Source organism: Oryzihumus sp. JJN4-3R (genome assembly GCF_057747915.1).
The window spans coordinates 2398457-2422040 of the sequence record NZ_CM173229.1 but is presented as its reverse complement, the minus strand read 5'-3'; the positions used below and the strand labels follow the sequence as shown (position 1 = coordinate 2422040).

The window sequence follows — 23584 nt, the reverse complement described above, 5'->3', positions numbered from 1 at the left end:
CGCCTCAGCCGGCCGGGGTCAGGACGTCGAGGCCGAGGAACGGGCGGAGCGCCTGCGGCACGACGACGGAGCCGTCGGCCTGCTGGTGGTTCTCCAGGATCGCCACGAGCCAGCGGGTGGTCGCCAGCGTGCCGTTGAGCGTGGACACGATGCGGGTCTGGCCCGACTCGGTCCGCTCGCGCACGTTGAGCCGGCGGGCCTGGTAGGTGGTGCAGTTCGAGGTCGACGACAGCTCGCGGTAGCGACCCTGGGTGGGCACCCACGCCTCGCAGTCGAACTTGCGCGCGGCCGGGCCGCCGAGGTCGCCGGCGGCGGTGTCGATGATGCGGTAGGGCACCTCGATCTTGGCCAGCATCTCGCGCTCCCAGGACAGAAGGCGCTCGTGCTCGGCCTCGGCGTCCTCGGGACGGCAGTAGCTGAACATCTCGACCTTCTGGAACTGGTGCACCCGGATGATGCCGCGGGTGTCCTTGCCGTAGGACCCGGCCTCCCGGCGGTAGCAGGTGGACCACCCGGCATACCGCTTGGGGCCGTCGGAGAGGTCGAGGATCTCGTCGGCGTGGTAGCCGGCGAGGGCGACCTCGGAGGTGCCGGTGAGGTAGAGGTCGTCGGCCTCGAGGCGGTAGACCTCGTCGGCGTGGGCGTCGAGGAAGCCGGCCCCGGCCATGACGTCGCTCTTGACCAGGGTGGGGGTGATCATCGGCGTGAAGCCGTGCTCCACCGCCTGCGCCACCGCCATGTTGAGCAGCGCCAGCTCCAGCCGGGCGCCGACGCCGGTGAGGAAGTAGAAGCGCGACCCGCCGACCTTGGCGCCGCGCTCCATGTCGATGGCCCCCAGCGCCTCGCCGAGCTCGAGGTGGTCCTTGGGCTCGAACCCCTCGGCGGCGAAGTCCCGGGCGGTGCCGTGCGTCTCGAGCACGACGTAGTCGTCCTCGCCGCCGGCGGGGATGCCCTCGATGACGACGTTGGGCACGCGGCGCACCAGCGCGGCGAGCTCGGCGTCGGCCGCGTCGGCGGTCGCCTGGAGCTCCTTGACGCGGTCGGAGGTCTTCTTGGCCTCGGCGACCAGGGCCGCCTTCTCCTCGCCCTTGGCGGCAGCCACCTTCTTGCCGAACGACTTCTGCTCCGCGCGCAGCTGCTCGAACTCGGTCAGGGAGGACCGTCGGCGCTCGTCCGCCTCGAGGATCGCGTCGACGACCCCCTCGTCCTCGCCACGGGCGCGCTGCGAGGCGCGCACCGCCTCAGGGTCCTCACGCAGCAGTCGGATGTCGATCACGGGCCCGAGCCTATCGGCGCGCGTTGCGTGGCTCCGAACCGTTTGCCAAGCCGAGATGTATGCCGGGTGGCCGGTTCAGGCGCCCACGTCATGGACGTGGTGCACCAGGTCGTGGGCGAAGTACTGCCCGAGGGTCTCGACGGTGAAGACGGAACCGTTGCTGCGCAAGCCGGTCCGGTCCCACTCCTCCTCGCTGACCTCGTCGAAGCGCGCCGCCGCCAGCTCGGCCGCGCCGGTCAGCTCGGAGGAGACGAGGGCGGGGTCCTGCTCCCAGTAGCGCTCGGCGAGGGCGGTCTCGTCCTGGTCCCAGTTGGGGAAGCGGGGGTCGTCGCGGGTGAGCATGAGGTGGAGCCGCTCGGCGAAGACCCGGCACACGTCCCGGACGTGGCACGCGTACTCCAGGGGCGACCAGACCTGCGGGGAGGGACGTCGCGCCGCTTCGGGGCGGGCGAGCACCGCGGGCCAGCGCGCGGCGGTGTCCCGGACGATGTCGGCCACCTGGGTCCCGGCCACGTGGGCGGCGTCGAAGCCGCACTCCGGGCACGGCTCGCGCAGCACCCAGGTCCAGTCCTTGTCGTCGGCGGGCGGCGGCGTCGGTGCCGTGGGACGGGCCATGGGGCGACTCCTACTTTCGGGTAACGTCCGCGCTGTGCTGAACGACAACGCCGGGTGGATCGTCATCGTGGCCATCCTCCTCGCCCTGCTGCTCGCGGGGGCCGTCACGGCCGCCTCGAGCCGTGCCGCACGGGCACGGGCGAGCCAGGCGTTCCAGGCGACCCGGCGATTCGCCCGGCGTCGGCCCCACCGCCAGCACTTCCGACCGGAGGGAGCAGCGGTGACCGAGGAGAAGCCCAAGCGGGCCGCCATCATCATCAACCCGACCAAGTTCGAGGACCAGGCCGCGGTCCGGCGCAAGATCGCCAAGGGCTGCGCGGACGCCGGGTGGGGCGAGCCGATGTTCATCGAGACGACGGCCCAGGACACCGGCGAGGGCCAGGCCCGCCAGGCCGTCGCGGACGGCGCGACCGTGGTCTGCCCGCTCGGCGGCGACGGGACCGTGCGGGCCGTGGCCCACGCCCTCGTCGGCACGGAGACCCCGATGGGCCTGCTGCCCGGGGGCACCGGCAACCTGCTGGCGCGCAACCTCGACCTGCCGGTCGACGACCTGGCCGAGGCGCTGAAGGTGGCCCTGACCGGCCAGAACAAGCGCGTCGACGTGGGCCGCATCCGCATCGACGCCTCCGGCGAGCACGAGCGGCCCAGCGAGCACGTGTTCCTCGTCATGGCCGGCCTCGGCTTCGACGCCGCGATCATGGCCGGCGCCCCGGAGGCGCTCAAGGCCAAGGTCGGCTGGCTGGCCTATGGCGTCGCGGGGGTGCGCAACCTGCGCGGCGCCCAGTTCAAGATCCGGCTCAAGGTCGACGACGAGCCGGAGGTCTCCCGCCGCGTCCGCACCGTCGTCGTCGGCAACTGCGGCAAGCTCACCGGCGGCCTGGTCCTCATGCCCCGCGCCGAGGTCGACGACGGCTGGCTCGACGCGGTCACGCTCTCCCCCAAGGGGATCGTCGGCTGGCTGGCGGTCGCCGCCCGCGTGCTGACCAAGACGCGCAAGGGCCACGAGCGCGTGGACCACCTGCGCGGCAAGGAGCTGAGCATCCGCAGCGACCGCCCCGAGGAGGTCCAGCTCGACGGCGACACCCTGGGCAAGGCGTTGGCCCTCGGCATCACGATCGACCCCGGCGCCCTCGTCGTCCGGGTCTGATCCCGTGCTCCGGCGCGTCGGGCGGGGGGTGCTCATCGGCGTCCTCGGCGTGCTGCCGGTGGCCGTCCTCGCGCTCCTCGTCCGGGAGAAGTTCACCCCGCTGATCGACCTCGACGACGCTGCGATCCGCGGCGCGACGGACATCACGCGGGTCCACCCGGCCCTGCTCCACGCACTGGTCGTGGTGCAGACCGTGATGCAGCCGGTGTGGGTCTACCTCGTGGCGTTCGCCGTCTGCGCGTGGGCCTGGAGCCGGGGCCTGCGGTCCCGGGCCCTGTGGGCGGCGGCGACGATGCTCGTCGGCTGGTTCCTGGGCTACCTCGTCAAGCTGCTCGTGCAGCGGGCCCGCCCGGTGGTGAGCGACCCCGTCTCGCACGCCCCGGGATACAGCTTCCCCTCCGGGCACGCGTTCAACGCAGCCCTGGCCACCACGGTCGTCCTCCTCCTGCTCTGGCCGCTGCTGTCCACGGCCTGGCGCCGGGTCGCCGTGGCCGCGGGAGTCGTGGTGGTCACGATCACCTGCCTGGACCGCGTCTTCCTCGGCGTCCACTTCCCTTCGGACGTCGTTGGTGGTGTCATCCTTGCGCTGGCGCTCGCCGGGGCGTCATATGTCGGCTACCGCGGCCCCCGGAGGGTCGCCCGGGACGCCGCACCCCCCACCGAAAGGTCCACCCGATGACGGTCATCAACCGCTGGTCCGAACCCTCCGCCAAGGAACGCCCCGGGGCCGGGGAGGTCGTCAAGAGCATCCTGCTGCGCGCCGTCCTTCCCGGCATCCTCGTGTGGGCCGTCATCGTCGGCATCGGCCTGCTCCTCGCCGGCCCGTTGAAGTCGATCGAGGACAACGAGAACTCGATCAACAAGGCGCTGGCCAAGGGCCGCACCGCCACGATGAACTCGGTCACCGCGGTGTGGTCGCACATCGGCAACACCGAGATCGTCATCGGGGTCTGCGTGGTGGCGTGCATCCTGCTGCTCGTCCTGACCCGCCGCTGGTGGGTCGCGATCATCCCGGCGATCGCCATCGCCCTGCAGGCCTCGACGTTCGTCGGAGCCACCCTCGTCGTCGGCCGCGACCGCCCGACCGTGCCGCACCTGGACCCGGCCCCGCCGACCTCGAGCTACCCCAGCGGCCACGTCGGCGCCTCGACCGCGCTCTACCTGTCCCTGATCTTCCTGGCCTCGCGGATCGAGCGGGTCTGGCTGCGCAACACCCTGTGCGTCATCTTCGCGGCCATCCCGCTGCTGGTGGCCTACGCCCGCCTCTACCGCGGCATGCACCACCTCACCGACGTCCTCGTCGGCTTCGCCAACGGGATCGTCTGCGCCCTGCTGGCCCGCTGGTGCATCCGCGAGGCCGACAACAGCCGCACCTCCCCGGTCTGACCCGCCGTGCCCGCCCCGGTCTACCGGTTCGCCACGACGTGGCGGCTGCCGGCCGACCCGGGGCGGGTCTACGCGGCCCTCGCCGACATCGAGGGCTACGACCGGTGGTGGCCGCAGGTCCGCCACATCACCCGCCTCGACGACGAGTCCGGTGACGTGGCGATCCGCAGCCTGCTGCCCTGGACCCTGCACCTGCACCTGCGCCGGGAGGTCGAGGACCCCGGGGCGCTGCGGCTGCGGGCCGGCATCGCCGGCCACCTGCACGGCTGGTCCTCCTGGGAGCTGCGACCCGGCCCGGGAGGCACGCACGCGGCATACCGGCAGGTCGTGGAGCTGCGCGCGCAGGGGCTGCGGCAGGTCTCCTTCCTGCTGCGGCCGGTGCTGCGGCTCAACCACGCCGCGATGATGCGCGGCGGCGAGCGCGGGCTGCGCGCGCACCTGACCCGCTGAGGCTCAGGCGTGGCGCAGGCCGCGCAGCCACGCGCGGGCGGCGGTGAAGTCCTCGTCGCGGGTCCCGGCGCGCACGTCGACGACCGCCCCGTCGGCCCGCGGGTAGGACCCCAGGAAGCGCACGTCGGCGCACACCCGGCGCAGGCCCATCAATGTCTCGCCGACCCGCTCGTCGCTGACGTGCCCCTCGAAGTCGATCGAGAAGCTGTAGCGGCCCAGCGCGTCGCCGGTCGGGCGGGACTCCAGCCGGGTCAGGTTGATCCCGCGGGCGGCGAACTGCTCCAGCAGCTCCAGCAGCCCGCCGGGGTGGTCGTCGGCCTGGAACAGCACGACCGAGGTCTTGTCCGCGCCGGTCGGCTCCGGCAGCCGGCCCGGGCGCGCCACCAGGACGAACCGCGTGACCGCCGTGCGGTTGTCGCCGATGTCCTCGGCCAGCACCTGCAGGTCGTGCGCCCGCGCCGCCACCGGCGCACACACCGCCGCCTCGTATGCCGTGGGCCCACCCCCCAGCCCCGCGGCGGCTGCCGCGGTGGACAGGCACGGCACGTAGGTCGCGTCCGGCAGGTGCGCACCCATCCAGCCGCGGACCTGGGCCCAGGCGTGCGGGTGCGAGCCGACCCCGCGGATGTCGGCGAGCGCGATACCGGCGGGGGCGGCCAGGACGAAGGTGATCGGGACGAGCACCTCCTGCACCACGACGAGGTCGGCCCCGGAGGAGAGCGCGTCCAGCGTGGCGCTCACCCCGCCCTCGACGGAGTTCTCGATCGGCACGACGGCGGCGTCGACCGAGCCGTCCCGCACGGCCTCCAGCGCCGCCTCGACCGAGGCGATCGGCACGTGCTCGACCTGCGCCGCCTCCGGCAGCCGGAGCAGGGCCATCTCGGTGAACGTGCCGGCCGGGCCGAAGTAGCCGTAGCGCTTCCGGGGCGGGGCGGTCGGGCTCGCGCTCATGCCCGGCAGCGTAGGGCGCGCACCTGCGTGCCGCCCGCGCGTTCCACGGAGCGGTCCGGCGAGGTTAGGGTCGACTCACCATGAGCCTTGCCATCGCCCTCACCGCGTTCGTGCTGATCTTCCCGATCGAGCTGCCGGACAAGACCTTCATCGCCACCCTCGTCCTGGCCACGCGCTACCGGCCGCTGCCGGTGTGGGTCGGGGTCACGGCCGCGTTCCTGGTCCAGACCGTGGTGGCCTGCACCCTGGGCGGGCTGCTCGCCCGGCTGCCCCGCACGCCGGTCGAGGTCGTGGCCGGCCTGCTCTTCCTCGTCGGCGCCGTGATCCTGTGGCGCGGCGCCGCCCACGCCGAGGAGGAGGAAGAGGAGACCGAGCGCGAGTTCGCCACCAAGGCCAAGGCGGGGGTCCGCGGCTGGCGCGCCGTCGGGGCGAGCTTCCTCGTGCTGTTCGTCGCCGAGTGGGGCGACCTGAGCCAGCTGCTGACCGCCGGCCTCGTGGTCAAGTACGACGACGCGGTCTCGGTCGGCGTCGGGGCCTTCCTCGCCCTGGCCACGGTGTCGGCGCTCGGCGCCGTCCTCGGCCGGACCCTGCTCAAGCGGATCCGCCTGGGCACCCTGCACCGCATCGGCGCCGGGCTGTGCCTGCTGATGGGCGTGCTCACCGCGCTCAAGGTCGCCGGTCTGGACCTGCTGGCCTGACCGGCCCGTGCTCAGCCCAGGCGGCTTTGCTCACCCAGGGCCGCTTCACGCGCCTCGACCGGGGCCTGCGAGCGGTCTGAGCTGAGCAAAGCGGCCTCAGGTGAGTAACCGGGCTCGGGTGTCCCAGGGTCGTGGTCGTGGCGCGTGCGCAGGGTCCAGCCCAGCAGCGCCAGCGCCAGCAGCGCCCCGGCGGTGTCGGCGTTCTGCAGCATCCGGCCGAACACCTCCGGCCCGGGTCGCTCGTTGAGGTAGGTGATGCCCCACCACGGCATCCGGCACAGGAACCAGGCGGTGACCACCCCGGCGGCCCACAGCCGGCGCCGGTCGTGCAACGGGTCGGGGCCGAGGATCGCGAACACCACGACGACCACCCAGTGCAGGTGGTGGATCCACGCAACGGGCGAGAGCAGCACGGCCATCAGCCCGACCACCGCCACCTCGGCGATGGAGTCGTGCTGGCGGTAGGCGCGCCGGGCCAGGGCGAAGCCGATGACGCCGACCACGGCGACGCAGGCCAGCCAGATCACCGTGCCGGCCGTGCCCGAGGGGCCGACGCGCAGCAGGAACCCGCGCAGCGACTGGTTGGCCGTGCCCCCGTTGGGGCCGAGCCGGTTCGGGTCCTGCAGGGCGCCGCCCCAGAAGGCGAAGGACGCCTCGGGCATCAGCAGCCAGCTGCCGAGCGTGACCCCGACCGCCGTGCCGACGGCCCAGGCGGCCTCGCGCCACCGGCGGTTGACCAGGTAGTGGATGACGAAGACGCCGGGCGTGAGCTTGATCGACATGGCCAGGCCGACCAGGACGCCCGGGGGGATGCGGCGGAGCAGCCCGGGCCGGGGCTGGCGCAGGTCCATCAGGCAGGCCAGCACCATGAAGGCGTTGACCTGGCCGAAGCGGATGCCGTCGGAGACCGGGTGCAGCCAGATCATCGGCACCGTGAGCGCCGCGAGGAGCAGCGGCGCCCGGGTGCCGGCGCGGTGGATCAGCCGCCACCCGGCATACCAGACAATCGCCGTCGTGGCGGCGATCTGGAGGGCGGTCCACAACCAGCCCACGGCACCGAACGGGATCAGGGCCAGCGGGATCGCCCAGAGGGCGGCGAACGGCGGGTAGGTGAACGGCAGCAGTTGCGGGGACTCGGTCATCGCCTGGTAGATCGGGCGGCCGGTGAGGATCGAGACGCCGGCCTGGCGGTAGACCTCGACGTCGACCTGCCACTGGTCCAACGGCCAGAAGATGAGGTAGCGCAGCCAGACCGGACTGGACCCGACGACGATCACCAGGGTCGCGAGCAGCCACACCCGTCGCGCCGGGGACGGGCGGGGACTGCGGCTGCGATCGGTCACGGCGCCATTGTGGCGGGTCGACCTGGCGCGGGCACGACTGCCCGGGGCAGGCGCTCACGCGCTGGCCGTAGCCTGTCCTCGTGACCCGACGCCCCCTCATCGCCGTGCTCGCGGCCCTGATGGTCCTCGGCGCACTGGTCGGCCGGGTGGTGGCCGGGGGCTCCACCGCCAGCGCCTCGGCCGATGCCGCCTCCTCCGGCACCGCCGTCACCGCGGCGGCTCCTGCCACGGCCCCGATCATCGTGATCGGCACCGGCGGGATCTCCTGGAGCGACGTCTCCGAGAAGGACACCCCGGCGCTGTGGTCGTTCCTGCGCGACGGCGGGGCGGCCACCCTGACGGTCCGGTCGGTGCACACCAACACCTGTCCCGTCGACGGCTGGCTGACCCTGGCGGCCGGCGAGCGGGCCGGGCAGCCCGACGTGCCCGGCACCAGCAAGCCACCCTGCCGGGCGCTGGACGGCAAGCCAGGGCCGGACGGGAAGGTGCCGCACTGGGCCGACTACACCGGGGCCGCGGCGGACATGGGCTTCGACGCACACCTGGGGCTGCTCGCCGACCAGGCGGCCAGCGGCGGGGCGTGCGTCCAGGCGATCGGGCCCGGGGCCGCCCTGGGCGCGGCCCGGTCCTCCGGCGTGGTGCAGCACTACGCGGACTTCGGCGCCGGCGACCAGCTCACCCGGGACCTGGCCACCTGCCCGCTGACGCTGGTCGACACCGGGGTCGTGCGCGACCCCGCCGACGTCGACCCCCACGACGCGGTCCGGCCCACGGACAGCCGCGCCCAGCAGGTGCGGGCGGTCGACAACCGGATCCGGCAGGTGCTGGACCAGGCGCCGGCCGGCGCCGACCTCATGCTCGTGAGCCTGGCCGACGCGGGGCAGACCGAGCGGTTGCGGCTGCTCGCCCTCAAGGGGCCCCAGTTCGGTGCGGGCACGCTGTACTCCGCCTCCACCCGGCAGCCCGGCCTGGTCCAGCTCGCCGACGTCGCGCCCACCGTGCTCAGCCACATCGGCGCCCCGGTGCCCGGCAGCCTCGGCGGCACCGCCCTGCGCAACGAGCCGGCGGAGAACAACTCCGAGGCCTCGGCCCAGGACCGGCTCGGCGGCCTCGTCGACTACGACCTCGCCTCCCACGAGGTGCACTCCCTCGTGCCGCCGTTCTTCACCGGGTGGGTCTACGCCCAGCTGGCCATCTACCTGTTCGTGGCCGTGGTCTGGCGGCGGCGCTGGGGCACCCTGGCCACCCGCATGCAGCTGCTGCGGGTGGTGCGGCGCGTGGCGATCATCGCCTCGACCGTGCCCGTGTCGACGTTCCTGGCCAACCTCCTGCCGTGGTGGCGCTTCCCGGTGCCGATGATCGCGGTGGTCGCCTCGGTCGGGGTCTTCGTCGCCGCGATCTCGGCCCTGGCCCTGCGCGGCCCGTGGCGCCGCGCGCTGTTCGGCCCGCTGGTGGTGGTCAGCGTGGTGACCATCGCGGTCCTCGCCGCCGACGTCATGACCGGCTCCCGGCTGCAGCTGTCCTCGCTCATGGGCCTGCAGCCCGTCGTCGGGGGCCGCTTCTACGGCATGGGGAACGTGACCTTCGCGCTGTTCGCCACGGCCACGCTGCTCCTCGCCATCGCCGTGGCGGACCGCCTGACCCGCACCCGGACACCGCTGGTCGCGGCGGTCGCGGTGAGCGTGGTCGGCCTGTTCGGCGTCGTCGTCGACGGGTCCCCCTCCTGGGGCAGCGACTTCGGCGGGCCGCCGGCGCTGCTGCCCGGCCTGGCCTACCTCGTGCTGGCGGTGCTCGGCATCCGCCTGACCTGGCGCAAGGCGCTGCTCGTCGTCGGCGGGACGGCCGGCTTCCTCGTGGTCGTGGGCTTCCTGGACTGGCTGCGCCCCCCGGACTCGCGCTCCCACCTGGGCCGCTTCGTCCAGACCGCCATCGACGGCGGCGCGTGGGACATCATCGCCCGCAAGGCGCAGCAGAACTTCTCGATCCTCACCGGCAGCACCCTGACCCTGCTCGTCCCGGTGGGCCTGGCCTTCATGGTCTACATCCTCGCGCGGCCCACCTCGTGGGGCGCCCGGGCGATGCAGCGTTCGTTCGAGCGGGCCCCCCTGCTGCGTCCCGGCCTGATCTCGTTGTGCATCACGCTGGTCATCGGCTTCGCCATGAACGACTCCGGCACCGCGATCCCCGCGGTCGCCGCCACCCTGGCCATCCCGCTGATGATCGCCGTCAACGTGCAGGTGCTCGAGGACGACGAGGGCCGCCCGGTCCGGGCCGAGACCCCCGGTGGCCCGGCCCCCTCCGACGACGACAGCCCCGAGGGTGGCGAGGGCCCCGAGGGCCACGGTGAGCCGGTCACGGCCCTCCTGCCCGCGGTCAGCCGTCGCGGCGCCCGGCGTCGCGAGGAGGAGCGACCGGCCGAGGCCTTGCCGACCGACCGCGTCATCAGCAGCCCGGCCAGCGAGATCCCCCGCGGCGAAGCCCGGCGCAGCGAGTCCCGGCGGAGCGACACGCGTCGCGGCGACACCCGGCGCGGGGAGGTGCGCCGGGCCGGTGCGACCGGCCGCCGCCGTCAGGACCCGAGCCGTGAGGACCCGAGCCCTCAGGGCCCGCAGGTCAGCCGCGAGGAGGCCGGCCCGTCGACCGCGCCGCTCCCGCCGGTCCCGCCCCAGGTCCAGCCGCCGGCGGCTCCGACGCCGGATCCGGCCCGGGCCGCGGACGACCCGCCCCGCTATGCCACCCGCGCCGAGCGACGGCAGCAACAGTCAGCCACACGAGGAGGCCGGCGTAAGGGGCGAGGTTCTTCCTGACCCCCAGCGTGAAGGCCTCGACCGAGGCCGACATGGCCACGACCCGGCCGGGCACGTAGGCCAGGACCAGGACGAGCAGCCGGGCGAGCAGGACCCCGTCGAGCAGGCTCGGCGCCAGCGCGGGCAGCGTCGCCCAGGTCAGCGCGTCGTACCAGGGCAGCGAGTAGGGCGCGCCCAGGACGTATGCCGTGCCGGTCACCAGGGTGGCCAGCAGCGCCGACGCCGTCAGCGCCCCCGGCGCGCCCGGTGCCACGCCGACCCGCCGGACCACCAGCGCCAGCAGCACCGCGAGTCCGACGACGACGACAAGCGCCGCGGAGGTGACGAGCGTGCGGGCCGTGCCGCCGGCCAGCGGCCCGGTCAGCCACTCGAACACCGGCCGCCATGGCGTGGCCAGCGAGATCGACCGGCGCGCCCGCTCGAGCTGGGAGAAGACGTGCGGCCCGGCCCACAGGTGCAGCGGGACCGCCACGGCAAGCGTGCCCAGCGCCAGGGCGAGCACCCGCCGCGCCAGGTCCCGGCGCGCGAGCGCCCGCCAGGACCACACGATCGCCAGGCCGACCACGGCATGGGTCACCTTGGTGCTCACGGCGGCGCCGAGCGCCAGGCCGGCCAGCCAGGGGTGACGTGCGGCCAGGAGGATCGCGGCCAGCGCGAGCGCGGTGGCGACGACGTCGACGTGCGCGCCGAGGACGACAACCCCCAGGACGAGGGGGTTGACCGTCCACAGCAGGTCGACGCGCCCCTGCCACGCAGGCCCGTGCCCCGCCCGCAGGAGCAGCCACCGGACGGCGACCCAGGCCAGCACCACCACGACCTGCCACGCCCAGACGGTCTGACGCAGGTTGGCCCCGCCGACGAGGGAGGCCAGCGCCTGCAACGCGGTCGCGGCCGGCCCGTAGACGCTCGGGGTGTGGGTCCACGGCGGCTCCACCGCGCTGGTCACCGGGTCGTGGCCGCCGGCCCATGTCACCGGGGGCACGACGTAGGGGTCGCCACCCTGGGCCGCGATCCGCCCGTAGGCGGCGTAGTTCGTGTGGTCGGCCGACCCGAACGGCGCCGTGAGCAGCACCAGCGCGCCGATCCCGCCGACCCAGCCCCAGCCCAGCCGGGGTGCGGTCCCCCGCCAGAGGCCCAGCCCCACCGCGAGGGCCCCGAGCAGGTATGCCGTCCACAGCGTGGCCGTGACCGTCGCCGAGGTGAGGTGCAGGGGCAGCTCCCCCGGCGCCCAGCCGCGCGGGCCCAGACCGGGCCGCGCCGCGGACGGGCCGGCGGCGGCCACGAGCAGCAGGCCCGCGCCGGACAGGCCCAGCAGGGCGAGCTGGGCCCGACCCGGGCGCAGCGTGGTCTCAGCGGCGGGCACGGCGCAACCGGCGCGCGGCCAGCGCGAGCCACACGTCGCGATACTGCCTGGCGCGGTGGACCTGCCCCCTCCAGTCCCTGCCGCTGACCCGGTGGTGCAGCTCGCAGGGGACCTCCTGGACCCGCAGCCCGCGCGAGAGCACGTCGACGGTCAGCCCGACCTCCACGCCCCAGCCGCGGGCCAGCGGCGTGGCGGCGTCGAACGCCGCCCGCGACAGGCAGCGCATGCCGGACAGCGGTTGTGTGGCGCTCCACCCGGTGAGGTCGTGGATCCCCTTGCGCGCCAGGCGGACCACGAAACCCCGGCCGCCACCGGCCTGCTTCTGCGGGGGTAGGATCGCGATCGTCATGTCGGCCTCGCCGGTGGCCACTGGCGGCACGAGCACGCCGAGGTTGACCGCGCTGGCCTCCAGGTCGGCGTCGACGAACAGCAGGTGCCGGGGCACCCGGCCGGCGTCCTCGCGCGCGACCCGGGCAGCACCGGTGGTCATGGCCGCCGCCTTGCCCCGGTTGCGCGGATGCCGCTCGACCACGGCCCCGGCCTCCCGCGCGATCTGCGCGGTGGCGTCGGTGCTGCCGTCGTCGACGACCACGACCAGGTCCGCGCCCGGGATGGTCCGGGCCGCGGCGATGGTCGCGGCGATCCGCTCCGCCTCGTCCTTGGCGGGGATGACGACGGCGACGGCGGCCTCACCGGGGCCGGGCGGCGGGGTGGTCACGGGCGGCTCAGCGCAGGGTGACCTGGCGGCTGAGCAGGCCCGAGCGGGCCCGGCGCTCCTCGGCCGACAGCGGCTCGGTGGCGGCCAGCGCCTGGTCGTAGCGCTTCTGCCACGCCACGGCCTCGTCCTCGTGGTCGGCCGCGGCCCTGGCCGGGTCGAGGTCCCACACGGGCACGAGCAGGCCGCAGGCGCGGAACGCCCCGAGCAGCCGGGTGCCCTCCCCGAGCCCGCTATCGTGGGCGGCGTGCAGCCGGGCGAGGGCGTCGGTGGCGAGGTCCTCCTCCTGCGGCAGGACCCAGCGCAGGTGGGTGCGCTCACCGATGCGGCACCAGTACGCCGAGGTCACCGAGGTCAGGGCCTGCGTGGGGACGGCCACCGCGTTGGCGCGCTCGAGGGAGGCGCGGCCCTCCTCGTCGAGGTCGGCCACGTCGTCGACCCAGAACTCGAAGCCCTCGTGGACGCTCACCTCGAACGGCGCCGTCAGGTCCAGCACGTCCTGCAGCCGCGGGGTGTCGGCCGTCGCCTGCGGGGTGCTCGTGACCGGGTGGCCCGCCTCGGCCGCCACCGTCGCCAGCAGCACCTGGGCCAGGTCACGGCTGGCGTCACCGGTGCTGCTGCCGGACTGCGTCGCGACCAGCACCCGCCCGTCGGCACGGTGCAGGCCCGGCCAGGCCAGCGGCAGGACCGTCGCGATCGTGGCCGACCGCGGTGCCCCCTCGGGGGCGGCGTCCTCGCGCAGCTGCACCGTCGCGGTGGCCGCCGGGAGGATCTCGCGCAGCGCGACCCAGTCGGTCTCCCCCGGCAGGCCCTCGAAGGGGCGCGCCACGAACGGCGCCGGTGAGGGAGTCACGGCACGCTGGCCGGACTCACGTGCGGACTGACGACTGCGTCGGGAAGCCTTGCCCATGGTCGCCAACCCTAGTGGGCTGACGCGCCGGGGCGGGCAGGTCGGTGCGGGATCGGTCCGGCTCAGCCGGTGCGGCGCCGCGACGGACCGCCGAGGGCGACCCAGACGGTGCACCCGCCGCGGTCGTCCACGACACCCCACTCGTGGGCCAGGCTGCGCACGATGCGCAGCCCCCGACCGGCCTGCGCCCACGTGGACGGGGGCGACGGCCGCGGGCTGGTCGGGCCGCCACCGTCGGTGACCTCGACCTCCACGACCGGCTCCTTGACCTTCCAGTGCACGCGGACTGCGCCGTCCGTGCAGGGTCGGGCATGACGCAGGGCGTTGGCCACGAGCTCGGAGACCACGATCTCCGCCTCGTCGACCACCTCCCCGCCCACGCCGCGGGCGCGAAGGTCCGTCACCACGGCACGTCTGACCTTGGTGACCGAGGCCGCGTCCCACGGCACGCGGATGGTCCGTGTCTGTCCGGCGCCGATCTCGCCGCCGAACTCGTCGATTGCCGGCGACCCCTGACTCGCCAACGGTGGTGTCGAGGCTGTACGCCCCCCTGCCGCCCCCATTGCATCTCCGTCCCTGAAAGAGCCCTTCCACCCGGCTGTACCACAGGCTAATGCGTGTCCCGCGTGTGGTCGAGGACGAACTCCGGCCGGTTTGTGATGATCGCCTCGACGCCGAGCTCCACGCACAGGTCGACGTCCTCGGCGGTGTCCACCGTCCAGACGTAGACCTGGTGGCCCCGGCTGTGCTGCCGGGCGACGGTCTGGGGCCAGCGACGCACGATCTTGATGTCGAGCCCGGCGATCCGCACGCCCTTGGGCAGCGAGCCGTCCCGGAAGCGCAGCGGCACCGAGTTCTCGATGAGGAAGACCAGCGGCAGCTCGGGGCACAGCTGCCGCATCCGCTGGACGGCGAGCTGGGAGAACGACATCACCCGCACGTGCGGGCGCCCGGGGCGGTGGGCGCGGTGCAGGCCGAACTCGGTGAGCACGCGGGCGAGCTCCCGCTCGACCAGCCCGGCATACCGGGTGGGGTGCTTGGTCTCGATGGCCAGGCCGACCTCGCGGTCGGCCTCCATCACCGTGCGCAGCAGCGAGCGCAGCGTGAGGATCTGCTTGCGGTCACGGTCCGGCAGCTCGTCGTCGGTGCCGTGCAGCTCGTGCCAGGAGCCCCAGTCCAGCCCCTCGAGCTTGGCCAGCTCCAGTGTCGAGACCAGGCCGCTGCCGTTGGAGGTGCGGTTGACCCGGCGGTCGTGGACGCAGACCAGGTGCGAGTCGGCGGTCAGCCGCACGTCGCACTCGAGCGCGTCGGCCCCCTCGGCGATGGCGCGCTTGTAGGCCTTGAGCGTGTGCTCCGGTTCGGCCTTGCTGGCGCCACGGTGGGCGATGACCAGGGGTTTGCGGGCGGGGCGCGGCGCGACCTCGGGAAGCACCGGACCATGGTGGCACCCCGCCCCTACGCCTGCAGCGCGACCCCCGCCTCCACCAGCGTGTCGACGTCGGCGACGCCCCAGGCGGCCAGCGCCTCCCGCGTGTCCTGCCCCGTCGCGGCCGGCCCACGCCCCACGGCGCCCGGGGTGCGGTCGAACCGGGGTGCCGGCGCCGGCTGGGTCACGCCGTCCACCTGCGTGTATGCCGCCCGCGCGGCCAGGTGCGGGTGCCCGGGCGCGCGGTTCAGGGGGACGACGGGGGCGACGCAGGCGTCCGAGTCCTCGAAGACCGCCGTCCACTCGGCCTGGGTGCGTCCGGCGAAGGCGGCGGCGAGCGCGGTCCGCAGCCGGGGCCACAGCGCGGGGTCGCCCCGGTCCGGCACCTGCTCCGGCTCCAGGCCGAGCCCCTCGAGGAGGGCGGCGTAGAACTTCGGCTCCAGCGCCCCCACGGCCATGTGCTCCCCGTCGGCGGTCTCGTAGACGTCGTAGAACGGGGCGCCGGTGTCCAGCAGGTTCACCCCGCGGCTGGGCTCCCACACCCCGGCCCCCACCAGGCCCTGGAGCTGGGCGGTCAGCAACGCGGTGCCGTCGACGATGGCGGCGTCGACGGTCTGGCCGAGCCCGCTGCGGGTCCGCTCGTGCAGCGCGGCGAGGATGCCGACGAGGCACGTCATCGCCCCGCCGCCGAAGTCGCCGAGCAGGTTGGCCGCGACCTGGGGCGGCCCGCCGGCGCGACCGGTGGCGTGCAGCGCTCCGGTCAGCGCGATGTAGGAGATGTCGTGCCCGGCGCGCTGGGCCATCGGGCCGTCCTGGCCCCAGCCGGTCATCCGCGCGTAGACCAGGCGCGCGTTCCGGGCGGCGCACTCCTGCGGGCCCAGGCCCAGCCGCTCCATCACCCCGGGCCGGAAGCCTTCGAGCAGGACGTCGGCCCGCTCGACCAGCTCCAGCACGACCTCACGCGCCTCGGCGCGCTTGAGGTCGAGGCACACGTTGGGCCGGCCGCGGTTCAGGACGTCGTATGCCGGGGCCGTCACCTGCAGTCCCGGCCCACCCGGGCGGTCCACCCGGATCACGTCGGCGCCGAGGTCGGCCAGCACCATCGCGACGAACGGGGCCGGGCCGATGCCGGCCATCTCGACGACCTTGAGGCCGGCGAGGGGTCCGGCGGGCTGCGGGGCGGGGGCGGCGTCCATGCGACGGCATGCTGCCGCACCGGCTCCGCCCTGTCCGCCCCTCGCGGGTGAGACCCCGAACACGATCCTGACAATCCGTTGGCCGGGGCCGAACCTGCGGGCGACAGGGTGGGACCCGACAGCACGACCCCCGACCACTCGACCCCTCGGGAGCACCCAGGATCACCAAGGCAGTCATCGTCGCCGGCGCCGCGGCCCTCGTCCTCGGCGGCGGGGGTGCCGCCCTCGCCGCCCAGAACGCCGGCGCCACGTCCTCGGGGGCGGCCTCGACCGCGTCCTCGGCGACCGCTGCCGACCCCGCCGCCGACCTGGCGCTGGGCGACGTCGCCGCCGGCCGCCGGGTCCGCCCGGGGCTGCTGCGCACCCTGCACGCCGAGTGGGTGACCCGGGCGGCCAAGGCCGGCACCGGCTTCGTCACGCACCACGCGATCCGCGGTGAGGTGACCGCGGTGTCGCCGACCTCGATCACGGTCAAGGCCCAGGACGGGGTGAGCCAGACGTTCGCCGTCGGCAAGGACACCGTCGTGCGCTCGCACCCGCTCGGCTCCGGCCGCACGAAGGGCACCCCGTCCTCGATCGGGCAGGTCCACACGGGCGACAAGGCGCTCGTGGTCGGCACCGGCACGGACCACCTGACCGCGACCGCCGTCGTCGACGGGGGCACCGGACCGGCCCGGGGCACCGCCACCAGCTGACCCCCTTCCGGCGTGTTGGGGCGCGCCCGACCGGGCGGCACTGATGTGATCGCGGGCGTGTCGATCGAGTTGAGCCAGCCAGGAGTCGACGGACTGAGCCACGCCCTGCGCGCCCTGCGGGACTGGCAACAGGACTCGGACCCGGTGCAGCTGCACCCCGGGGACCTGGGCTGGAACTGGCGGTTCGGCGCCGAGGCGACGGCCGCCGCCGTCCGGACCTGGAGCCGCGACAGGCAGGTCCTCGCCGTCGGGCTGGTGGACAGTCCCGAGCTGCTCCGACTGGCCGTCTCGCCGGCAGCCCGCGACGACGAGGAGCTGGCCCGGCAGCTGCTCGACGACCTGACCCGGCCGGAGCGCGGCGTCCTGGCGCCCGGCGACATCGCCGTCGAGGCGCGAGGGTGGGCAGCGCTCCGGGAGGTGTTGGCCGCGGAGGGCTGGGTCGCCGACGAGCCGTGGACACCGCTGCGGCGCGACCTGGCCGAGCCGGTCGAGGACTGTGGCGTCCGGGTCGAGGTGACCGGCCCGGAGCAGGCCCCCGTGCGGGCCGCCGTCCAGCGCGCGGCGTTCGACCGGTCGATCTTCACGGCCGAGCGCTGGCACGCGATGGCCGCCGGACCGGCCTACGCCGACGCCCGGTGCCTCGTCGCGTACGACGACCGGGACACCCCGGTGGCGGCGGTGACCGTGTGGTCGGCCGGTCCGGGCAGGCCCGGGTTGCTCGAGCCGATGGGCGTGCACCGCGACCACCGCGGTCACGGCTACGGCAGGGCGGTCACCGTCGCCGCGGCGGCCGCACTCCGGGAGCTGGGCTCCTCGAGCGCGGTCGTCTGCACCCCGAGGGCCAACGTCGGCGGCGTCGCCACCTACACCTCGGCCGGCTTCCAACGGCTCCCGGACGTGCCCGACCTGCGGCGGAGCGCCTAGGCGTACTCACACGGCGGGACCACGGGCAGGCGCAGGGTGAAGCGCGCCCCGCCCTCTGGGGCATGGCCGGCCTCGACGGTGCCGCCGAGCCGCCCGGCCAGGCCGTGGACGATCGCCAGGCCGAGGCCGGTGCCGACCTGGCGCACCCCGCGGTAGCGCTCGTAGAGCGCGGACGGCTCGAACGCCACCGCCAGGTCCTCCTCGGCGAGCCCGGGGCCGCCGTCGCGGACCTCGCAGGCGACGAGGGGCGCCCCGGTCACGCCGGTCTCCCGACGCACGGCCAGCACGATGGTCGCCCCGGCAGGGGTGACCCGCAGGGCGTTCTCGAGCAGGCCGTCGAGCACCTGGCGGACCCGGGAGGCGTCGGTGACGGTGACGACGGGGCCCGGGGGCAGCTCGGTCCGGAACGCCACCCCGGCGGACTCGCACCGCGTCGCCCACACCCCCGCGGCGTCGCGGCCCACGGCGGTCAGGTCGGCCGCCACCGGGTCGACCCGGAACTGCTGGGCTCCCAGCCGGGCCAGGTCGAGCAGGTCGGACACGAGCCGCCGCAGCCGCCCGGACTCCGAGACCAGGACCGTCCCCACGTGCGCGGTCTCCTCCGGTGCGACGACCCCTTCGGCCAGCGACTCGGCATACCCGCTGATGGCGGTGAGCGGGGTGCGCAGCTCGTGCGAGACGGACAGCAGGAAGTCGCGCTGGCGCCCCTCCGAACGCGCCAGCGCGCGGGCGAGGGTGGTGACGGCCTCGGCCACCTCGGCGACCTCCGCGGGACCGTCGGCGGCGACCACGACGTCCCGGCGGCCCGCAGCCAGCTCGCGCGCCGCGTGGGCGGTGCGCGCCAGCGGGCCGGCCAGCCGCCGGGCGAGCAGCACGCTGAGCGCGACGCCCACGGCCGCGGCCACGACCAGCGCCAGGAGGGTGCGGCGGATCGCCTGCTCGCCGGCGGCGAGGGCCGCGGTCCGCGGCTGGACCAGCGCCACCCCGCCCGCCGGGGTGCTGCGGGCCTCCAGCAGGACCGGTATGCCGTCCACGACGCGGCGCGCGGACACCTGGCCGCCGGCGAGGAGCCGGTCCACGTCCTGCGGGGTGAGCGCGTCGGCGGCCAGCCGGCTCGCGCTGACGACCCTTCCGGCGCGGCCCACAGTCGCGAACTCGACGTGCAGCGCGGCCAAGGTGCGCCGTGCCCGGACCTGCCCGGCCTGGGCGGTCACCCCCGAGTCGGCGGCCGTGTCGGCGACGTCGGCCAGCCGGGCCAGCGCCGTGCGCGCCGCGACCTCGTTGGACTGTCGGGCGAGGCCGACCGCGAGCCCGCCCGCGACCACCGCGGTGATGACGGCGACCGCCACGGCGAGCAGGGAGATCTGCCGGGCCAGGCTGCCGCGGTGCCGGCTCACCCGCCGGCCACCTCGACGCCGTAGCCGACGCCGCGGACGGTGCGGATCGGGCTCGCGTCGCCGAGCTTGCCGCGCACCTGCGCCACGTGGACGTCGACGGTGCGGTTGCCGGCCAGGGCGCTGTAGCCCCAGACGTCGCTGATCAGCTGCTCGCGGGTGAACACCCGCCCGGGCCGGCGCATGAGGTGCGCCAGCAGGTCGAACTCCGTTGCGGTCAGGGCGATCTCGGCGTTGTCGACGAAGCAGCGATGGTCGGCCAGGTCGAGCCGCACCCGGCCCAGGGCCAGCGGCGCGGGCCCTGGGGCCGTGCCGCGCGAGCGCCGCAGCACCGAGGTGACCCGGGCGACGAGCTCGCGCGGGGAGAACGGCTTGGTCACGTAGTCGTCGGCGCCGAGCTCCAGGCCCACGACCCGGTCGACCTCGTCGTCGCGGGCGGTGACGAACAGGACCGGCACCCAGTCCTCCTCGGCGCGCAGCCTTCGGCAGACCTCGATGCCGTCCAGGCCGGGCAGCCCGACGTCGAGGATGACCGCGGCCGGGCGCAGCCGGCGGATCGCCGCCAGGCCCTCGGCCCCGTCGGGTTCGACGTGGACGCCGTAGCCGGCGCGCGCCAGGTTCATCCGGATGACCTCGGCGATCGCCGGCTCGTCCTCGACGACCACGACCAGGCCGCGGGCGGGGGCGTCGGTCGGCACAGCCGCACTGTAGCCAGCACCCGGTCCCGGCACGGTCACCTCGATGTCAGGGTCGTGTTCGGGGTGGGGGCGCCTGCACCTCCTGCATGAGGCCGGCGCCGGCGTCCGGGTGTAGGCAGGACCGAGCGGGGGACCCATCGGGCCGGGAACCTCCCGGTGGCCCCTGTCCGACCAGCAAGGAGGACCGCCATGCGCTTCGGAGTCATGCTCGATGTCGCCGCGCCGGTGGAGCTGTACGACGGCATGCACGCGACCCTGATGTCGATGGACCCCAACGTCAGCGAGGGGCTGCTGCTGCACGTCGGCCTGCCCACCGACGCCGGCTTCCGGGTGATCGAGGTCTGGGAGTCCCGTGAGCAGTACGACCGGTTCACCAACGAGGTGATGGTGCCGATGATGACCGCCAAGGGCGCCGAGGCCGGCCCACCGCCGACCGCCACGGAGTTCGAGGTCCGCGGGCTGGTCATCCCGGGCGCGCACGTCATGGCCTGACCCCGGCGGCTGGTCGTCACGTCCACCCGGCGGTGGCGCACTACGCTCACACGGTCTGCCGCCCCACCGTTGGATGACCGTGACGCTGCCTCCCTTCCAGCACCTCGTCGACGCCCACTGGCGTGACGTGGCCCGGCTGGCGCATGCCCTGGCCGGCCCCGTCGACGGTGACGACGTGGCCCAGCAGGCCTGGACCCAGGCCCTGGCGGCCTACCCGGGTCTGCGCTCGTCGGCCAACCTGCGGGGCTGGCTGCTGACGATCACCTCCCGGTGCGCCATGGACGCCCACCGCGGGCGGGCCCGCCGGGCGGTCCCCGCCGATGACGTCGCAGCGGTCGCCGACGCCACCGGGGCCAGCGCCCCGGCCGCCGACGTCGACCAGCCGGACGAGCTGTTGTGGGCCCACGTCGCCCGGCTGCCCGAGCGGCAGCGTCACGCGGTCGTCCTGAAGTACGTGGCCGACCTCGACCACCCCGCCGTCGCGCGGGCGCTGGACACGACGCCGACGATGAGCCGGCGCCTGGTCAGCGACGCCCTCGCCTCCTTGAGGAAGGTGATCCCGTGACCTGGGACCCCGCCACCGCCCTGTCGTCCTTCGAGCCGGGGGACCTCGCACCCCCCGTGCTCCCGGTCTCGGACGTCTCCTACGTCGTCGAGGACACCGTCATCGGCCGGATGCTGTTGGCCACCAACGCCTCCGGCGCCCTGGTCGCCTCGGCCTTCCTCGGCCCCCGCGGCAGCGAGGACGACTGGCTGGAGCGCCTGTCCCGGTCGATCTCCCCGCGGGTGCTGCGCCAGCCGCGGGCCCTGGACCCGGCGCGCCGCGAGCTCGAGGACTACCTCGCCGGCCGGCTGCACGCGTTCGACCTCCCGGTCGACCTGACGCTGGCCACGCCGTTCCAGCGGACCGTGCTCGGCCGCCTCGGTGAGGCGGTCCACTACGGCGAGCGGACGACATACGGGGACCTGGCGCGGCGGATCGAGCGCCCGAGCGCCTCCCGCGCCGTCGGCGCGGCCCTCGGCGCGAACCCGCTGTGCGTCGTCCTCCCCTGCCACCGCGTGGTCGCCTCCTCCGGTGCCCTGACGGGGTATGCCGGTGGGCTGGCTGCCAAGGAGTACCTCCTGGCCCTGGAGGCCCGCGGCTGAGCCCGTGCGAGGATCGCGGCCATGACCGTGGAGACCGACGTGGACTTCCGGCCCGGGCCGGTGGCGACCGACGACGTCCTGTTCGCCCGGCAGGGCGCACTGGGACGGGTCCGGCTCAACCGTCCGCGGGCGATCAATGCCCTGACGCACGACATGGTCCGGTCCGTGCAGGCCCAGCTCGAGGAGTGGGCCGCTGACGACACCGTCTCGGCCGTCGCGCTCGAGGGCGCCGGGGACCGGGGGCTGTGTGCCGGCGGCGACGTGCGGGCGATCCGCGAGGCTGTCCTCGGCGGTGAGGGTGACCCGCTGGGCTTCTGGGCCGACGAGTACCGGCTGGACGCGCTGGCCGCGAGGTATCCCAAGCCGTTCGTCGCGTTGATGGACGGGATCGTCATGGGCGGTGGGCTGGGCCTGTCGGCCTGGGGCGGCCTGCGGCTGGTCACCGAGCGGTCGCGGGTCGCGATGCCGGAGACGGCGATCGGCTTCTTCCCCGACGTGGGCATGCTCTTCCTGCTGGCCCGCGCCCCCGGTGAGCTCGGCACGCACCTGGCCCTGACAGGCGCGACGGTGAGTGGCGAGGACGCCGTCTTCACCGGCCTGGCCGACGCGGTCGTGGACAGCTCGACGTTCCCCGCGCTCCTGGCCCGGCTGGCCGCGGGAGAGGTGCCGGCCGCCGATGCCCTCGGCGACGTGCGGCCGGCCAGTGCCCTGGCGGCGGCGGGGTCCTGGGTCGACGAGTGCTACGCCGGCGACGACGCGGCGACGATCCTGGACCGGCTCCGCAGCCATGGCTCCCCGGCTGCACGGGAGGCGGGCAAGCTCATCGCGAGCCGCTCCCCGCTGTCGGTCGCGGTGACGCTGGAGGCGATCCGGCGGGCGGCGCAGCTGGCTACTCCGGAGGACGTGTTCGCCCAGGACCTGGCCCTCGGCGAGGCGTTCCTGGCCGGCTCCGACTTCGTCGAGGGGGTGCGCGCGGTGCTCGTCGACCGCGATCACGCGCCGCGGTGGCGCCACGCGTCCGTCGCCGATGTCCCCCGGGACGCAGTTCTGCGGATGTTCGCGCGGGCCCCGCAGCCCCAGACTGGGTGACCATGGAGATCACCTCGCTCGGCTACCGCACCGACCTCGCGCTGCTGCGGCTCGGCGGCACCGAAGTGGAGGACCACGGCGACCACCTCGTCGTCCGCAGCCCGCACAACCCGACGCACTGGTGGGGCAACTTCCTGCTGCTGCACGGTGTCCCGCCCCAGCAGCAGGCGGAGCTCTGGATCGACCGGTTCCACGCCCGGTTCCCCCAGGCCGAGCACATCGCGATCGGGTTCGACGGCACGACGGGCACCGTCGAGGACCTGGCCGGCTTCACCGCAGCCGGGCTCAACGTCGAGGCGCAGACCGTGATGACGGCGACCAGCGTCAACGAGCCGCCTCGCCCCAACCCCGAAGCGACCTACCGTCGGCTGAAGTCCGATGCGGACTGGGCCGCCAGCGTCGAGCTGCGCGTGGCCTGCAACGAGAAGGAGCTGGACCCCGCGTCCTACCGCGAGCACGTCGTGCGCAAGGCCGCCACCAACCGCGAGCTCGTCGAGGCCGGCCACGGCGCGTGGTTCGGGGCGTTCCTCGACGGGCGCCTCGTGTCGCAGATGGGCCTGCTCACGGCCGGCCCGGGGCTGGCGCGGTTCCAGTCCGTGGAGACCCACCCCGACGCGCGGGGCCGCGGCATCGCCGGGACGCTGGTGCACCACGTGAGCCGCTACGGCTTCGACGAGCTCGGCGCCGACACCCTGGTGATGGTCGCCGACCCCACCTACCCGGCGATCCGGGTCTACCGCTCGGTCGGCTTCGCCGACACCGAGAGCCAGCTGCAGGCCGAGCGCCCGCCGGCTCGCTGAGCCGACGGGCGCCGACGTCCGGGGGGGGAGCCCGCCCGGGTGTCAGTGCTGGGTCAGTGCTGG

Annotated in this window: 24 protein-coding genes; 12 read left to right on the top strand and 12 right to left on the bottom strand. The window is 74.8% G+C overall.

Annotation, left to right across the window (positions count from 1 at the left end; translation table 11 throughout):
* Window positions 1-4: 4 nt before the first annotated feature.
* Both serS and AC3ANM_RS11365 read right to left on the bottom strand, forming a co-directional pair.
* Entirely contained in the window at window positions 5-1276 is a 1272-nt protein-coding gene (serS, locus tag AC3ANM_RS11370; RefSeq protein ID WP_488284526.1) for a serine--tRNA ligase, read from the bottom strand.
* Between the two features lie 75 nt (window positions 1277-1351).
* A complete protein-coding gene (locus tag AC3ANM_RS11365) occupies window positions 1352-1891 on the bottom strand; it encodes a DinB family protein (RefSeq protein WP_488284525.1) in 540 nt (179 codons plus the stop codon).
* Between the two features lie 34 nt (window positions 1892-1925).
* On the opposite strand from AC3ANM_RS11365, the gene AC3ANM_RS11360 reads away from it, so the two are divergent.
* Genes AC3ANM_RS11360 through AC3ANM_RS11345 form a run of 4 tightly spaced genes read left to right on the top strand, consistent with a single transcriptional unit; the run spans window position 1926 to window position 4874 of the window.
* Window positions 1926-3038 carry a diacylglycerol/lipid kinase family protein gene (locus tag AC3ANM_RS11360; protein ID WP_488284524.1) on the top strand — a complete coding sequence of 371 codons (1113 nt, stop codon included), beginning with the start codon at window positions 1926-1928 and terminating at the stop codon, window positions 3036-3038.
* Window positions 3039-3042: 4 nt separating this feature from the next.
* Window positions 3043-3717 (top strand): phosphatase PAP2 family protein, encoded by a 675-nt coding sequence (locus tag AC3ANM_RS11355; protein ID WP_488284523.1) that lies wholly within the window; start codon window positions 3043-3045, stop codon window positions 3715-3717.
* Window positions 3714-4424, top strand: coding sequence for a phosphatase PAP2 family protein (locus AC3ANM_RS11350; RefSeq protein ID WP_488284522.1), 711 nt, complete (start codon window positions 3714-3716; stop codon window positions 4422-4424). The genes AC3ANM_RS11355 and AC3ANM_RS11350 overlap by 4 nt, the downstream gene beginning before the upstream one ends.
* A 6-nt stretch (window positions 4425-4430) precedes the next feature.
* Complete coding sequence (locus AC3ANM_RS11345) at window positions 4431-4874, top strand: SRPBCC family protein (protein WP_488284521.1); 444 nt, start codon at window positions 4431-4433, stop codon at window positions 4872-4874.
* Between the two features lie 3 nt (window positions 4875-4877).
* On the opposite strand, the gene pheA is transcribed toward AC3ANM_RS11345, so the two are convergent.
* Complete coding sequence (pheA, locus tag AC3ANM_RS11340) at window positions 4878-5825, bottom strand: prephenate dehydratase (RefSeq protein WP_488284520.1); 948 nt, start codon at window positions 5823-5825, stop codon at window positions 4878-4880.
* 80 nt (window positions 5826-5905) lie between these two features.
* On the opposite strand from pheA, the gene AC3ANM_RS11335 reads away from it, so the two are divergent.
* Complete coding sequence (locus AC3ANM_RS11335) at window positions 5906-6523, top strand: TMEM165/GDT1 family protein (protein ID WP_488284519.1); 618 nt, start codon at window positions 5906-5908, stop codon at window positions 6521-6523.
* 11 nt (window positions 6524-6534) lie between these two features.
* On the opposite strand, the gene AC3ANM_RS11330 is transcribed toward AC3ANM_RS11335, so the two are convergent.
* The 7 genes from AC3ANM_RS11330 to AC3ANM_RS11300 all read right to left on the bottom strand — a co-directional run bounded on the left by AC3ANM_RS11330 (window position 6535) and on the right by AC3ANM_RS11300 (window position 16283).
* Window positions 6535-7866, bottom strand: a complete 1332-nt coding sequence (locus AC3ANM_RS11330; protein WP_488284518.1) for a glycosyltransferase 87 family protein — start codon at window positions 7864-7866, stop codon at window positions 6535-6537.
* A 2613-nt stretch (window positions 7867-10479) separates the two neighbouring features.
* Complete coding sequence (mptB, locus tag AC3ANM_RS11325) at window positions 10480-12036, bottom strand: polyprenol phosphomannose-dependent alpha 1,6 mannosyltransferase MptB (protein ID WP_488284517.1); 1557 nt, start codon at window positions 12034-12036, stop codon at window positions 10480-10482.
* A complete protein-coding gene (locus AC3ANM_RS11320; RefSeq protein ID WP_488284516.1) occupies window positions 12023-12754 on the bottom strand; it encodes a glycosyltransferase family 2 protein in 732 nt (243 codons plus the stop codon). The genes mptB and AC3ANM_RS11320 overlap by 14 nt, the downstream gene beginning before the upstream one ends.
* A gap of 7 nt (window positions 12755-12761) precedes the next feature.
* Window positions 12762-13661 (bottom strand): DUF5926 family protein, encoded by a 900-nt coding sequence (locus tag AC3ANM_RS11315; RefSeq protein WP_488284515.1) that lies wholly within the window; start codon window positions 13659-13661, stop codon window positions 12762-12764.
* A gap of 62 nt (window positions 13662-13723) precedes the next feature.
* Window positions 13724-14185: an ATP-binding protein gene (locus tag AC3ANM_RS11310; protein WP_488284514.1), complete on the bottom strand. Its 462-nt coding sequence runs from the start codon at window positions 14183-14185 to the stop codon at window positions 13724-13726.
* An 86-nt stretch (window positions 14186-14271) separates the two neighbouring features.
* The gene (locus tag AC3ANM_RS11305) at window positions 14272-15093 is read right to left on the bottom strand and encodes a glycerophosphodiester phosphodiesterase family protein (protein WP_488284513.1); all 822 of its coding nucleotides are present in this window, start codon (window positions 15091-15093) and stop codon (window positions 14272-14274) included.
* Window positions 15094-15116: 23 nt separating this feature from the next.
* The gene (locus AC3ANM_RS11300; RefSeq protein ID WP_488284512.1) at window positions 15117-16283 is read right to left on the bottom strand and encodes a CaiB/BaiF CoA transferase family protein; all 1167 of its coding nucleotides are present in this window, start codon (window positions 16281-16283) and stop codon (window positions 15117-15119) included.
* 380 nt (window positions 16284-16663) lie between these two features.
* On the opposite strand from AC3ANM_RS11300, the gene AC3ANM_RS11295 reads away from it, so the two are divergent.
* Together AC3ANM_RS11295 and AC3ANM_RS11290 are read left to right on the top strand one after the other, a co-directional pair.
* Window positions 16664-16978 carry a hypothetical protein gene (locus AC3ANM_RS11295; protein ID WP_488284511.1) on the top strand — a complete coding sequence of 105 codons (315 nt, stop codon included), beginning with the start codon at window positions 16664-16666 and terminating at the stop codon, window positions 16976-16978.
* 57 nt (window positions 16979-17035) lie between these two features.
* The gene (locus AC3ANM_RS11290) at window positions 17036-17902 is read left to right on the top strand and encodes a GNAT family N-acetyltransferase (RefSeq protein WP_488284510.1); all 867 of its coding nucleotides are present in this window, start codon (window positions 17036-17038) and stop codon (window positions 17900-17902) included.
* On the opposite strand, the gene AC3ANM_RS11285 is transcribed toward AC3ANM_RS11290, so the two are convergent.
* Both AC3ANM_RS11285 and AC3ANM_RS11280 read right to left on the bottom strand, forming a co-directional pair.
* Entirely contained in the window at window positions 17899-19299 is a 1401-nt protein-coding gene (locus tag AC3ANM_RS11285) for a sensor histidine kinase (RefSeq protein ID WP_488284509.1), read from the bottom strand. The two genes, AC3ANM_RS11290 and AC3ANM_RS11285, sit on opposite strands and share 4 nt — an antisense overlap.
* Window positions 19296-19994 carry a response regulator transcription factor gene (locus AC3ANM_RS11280; protein WP_488284508.1) on the bottom strand — a complete coding sequence of 233 codons (699 nt, stop codon included), beginning with the start codon at window positions 19992-19994 and terminating at the stop codon, window positions 19296-19298. The genes AC3ANM_RS11285 and AC3ANM_RS11280 overlap by 4 nt, the downstream gene beginning before the upstream one ends.
* A gap of 189 nt (window positions 19995-20183) precedes the next feature.
* Between AC3ANM_RS11280 and AC3ANM_RS11275 the strand changes: the two genes are divergently transcribed.
* From AC3ANM_RS11275 to AC3ANM_RS11255, 5 genes are all read left to right on the top strand, one after another.
* Window positions 20184-20486: a hypothetical protein gene (locus AC3ANM_RS11275; protein WP_488284507.1), complete on the top strand. Its 303-nt coding sequence runs from the start codon at window positions 20184-20186 to the stop codon at window positions 20484-20486.
* Window positions 20487-20559: 73 nt separating this feature from the next.
* Window positions 20560-21051, top strand: a complete 492-nt coding sequence (locus tag AC3ANM_RS11270; protein WP_488284506.1) for an RNA polymerase sigma factor — start codon at window positions 20560-20562, stop codon at window positions 21049-21051.
* On the top strand, window positions 21048-21632 hold the full coding sequence (locus AC3ANM_RS11265) for a methylated-DNA--[protein]-cysteine S-methyltransferase (protein ID WP_488284505.1): 585 nt from the start codon (window positions 21048-21050) through the stop codon (window positions 21630-21632). The genes AC3ANM_RS11270 and AC3ANM_RS11265 overlap by 4 nt, the downstream gene beginning before the upstream one ends.
* 21 nt (window positions 21633-21653) lie before the next feature.
* Window positions 21654-22721, top strand: a complete 1068-nt coding sequence (locus tag AC3ANM_RS11260) for an enoyl-CoA hydratase/isomerase family protein (protein ID WP_488284504.1) — start codon at window positions 21654-21656, stop codon at window positions 22719-22721.
* A gap of 2 nt (window positions 22722-22723) precedes the next feature.
* Entirely contained in the window at window positions 22724-23521 is a 798-nt protein-coding gene (locus AC3ANM_RS11255; RefSeq protein ID WP_488284503.1) for a GNAT family N-acetyltransferase, read from the top strand.
* Window positions 23522-23584: the final 63 nt, after the last annotated feature.